The organism is Pararhizobium arenae (assembly GCF_001931685.1).
Classification (GTDB): domain Bacteria; phylum Pseudomonadota; class Alphaproteobacteria; order Rhizobiales; family Rhizobiaceae; genus Pararhizobium; species Pararhizobium arenae.
This window is the reverse complement of record NZ_MOOY01000029.1, coordinates 1-1,513: the sequence shown is the minus strand read 5'-3', so window position 1 is coordinate 1,513 and position 1,513 is coordinate 1. Positions and strand designations below refer to the sequence as shown.

Genomic DNA, 1,513 nt, shown 5'->3' with positions numbered 1-1,513 from the left:
CTTCAAGGAAGTCAATGACACACACGGCCATGCCGCAGGAGACAGTCTCCTGCAGGCGATCGGCGTTCGGCTTTCCTATTTGTTGAGCTCCGGCACGACAATAGCGAGGCTTGGAGGCGATGAGTTCGCAGTCCTGTTTCCGACAGGCGACCCTCTGGAAGCGCAAAGTGAAGCGGCCGCGATTTTGAATGCGTTCCGCAAGCCGTTTACTCTTGGCCCCCTTGTCTTGGACCTCGGCGCAAGCCTTGGCATTGCTCTTGCTCCGAACCATGGTGCGGATGCCGAGGAACTTCTGGCGTCCGCCGACTTCGCGCTTTATCGCGCCAAGGCCGCGTCTGGAGGGTGCTATCGCATGTTCGACCATTCCATGCGGAGCGAGGCTCAGGCTCGCCGGGCGACGCGAGACGAACTACGCCGGGCCCTGCGCCATGGTGAGCTTTTAATGCGATATCAGCCGCAAGTTAATCTCCCGTCGAAGGAGATCACAGGGTTCGAGGCGTTGATCAGGTGGCGACATCCAGAACGTGGGCTACTATCGCCTTCCGCCTTCCTGCCGGCTCTGGAGCAAAGCGCACTTGCGCTGGAGATAGGCTGGTGGACTTTGGAGGAAGCCTGCCGAACCGCGAGCAGATTGAACTCGGCTGGAGGCAGTCTAAAAGTCAGCGTCAATTTGTTTCCCACCCAGTTTCGCGCGCTAAACCTTTGTGACCGCGTACAGAACAGTATGGACGAGTACGGTATAAAGCCCGAATGGCTCGAACTCGAAGTGACCGAGCAGGTTGCTCTCCTCGATGACGAGAAGGCGTTTCGCACTTTGACCGCTCTTAGGGAGATCGGCGTCGGCGTTGCTTTCGACGACTTCGGAACAGGTTATGCGTCTCTGAGCTCGCTCCAACGCTTCCCCATCACGACGCTAAAAATCGACAGGGGCTTCGTCGAAGAGCTCGGTTCAAGCGCTTCTGATGCAGCCATCACCAGGGCTCTCATCGGCATGAGCAAAGACATGGGGCTGAATACCATCGCCGAGGGTATCGAGACCGAGGTCCAGGAAAACGTACTCCTTGGAATGGGATGTCCGTCCGGACAGGGTTACAGATATGGACGTCCGATGGACGAAGATGACATCTACGGCCTTGTGGAGTCGCATGTCGCTCAGACTGCTTAGGATGAGGTATTCACTATTCTTCTGACACTTTGCGAAGAGCGTAACCGCTAAGATGCGTCTGCGAGGTCTATCAGCCGCAGATAGGCATTGCTGAAAATCGGTAGCAGTTATGATCCCGCACAATGTACACCGACTGGGCCGAATAGATGATAGTTTCTGCTTGACCCGAAGTTGAGGCGACCATGTGTCGATTGGGGCTTCGATGTCGAGCTCCATTCCATCGACCTCAGCAGAGCGACGATGTTATCGTCCCGGTGGGCTACGCGAGCGAATGGAGTGCTCCTCTCGCGCTCTGTCCGCAGCCCTTTAGCGTAAACATTCGAGCGTGAGCAGATACCGGTGCTGCGG

At 56.8% G+C, this 1,513-nt stretch carries 1 protein-coding gene; it reads left to right on the top strand.

Annotated features, from left to right (window positions below):
* Window positions 1-1,165, top strand: a 1,165-nt coding sequence (locus BLX89_RS23720) for a putative bifunctional diguanylate cyclase/phosphodiesterase (RefSeq protein WP_075293388.1), incomplete at its 5' end; no start/stop codon positions are given.
* Window positions 1,166-1,513: the final 348 nt, after the last annotated feature.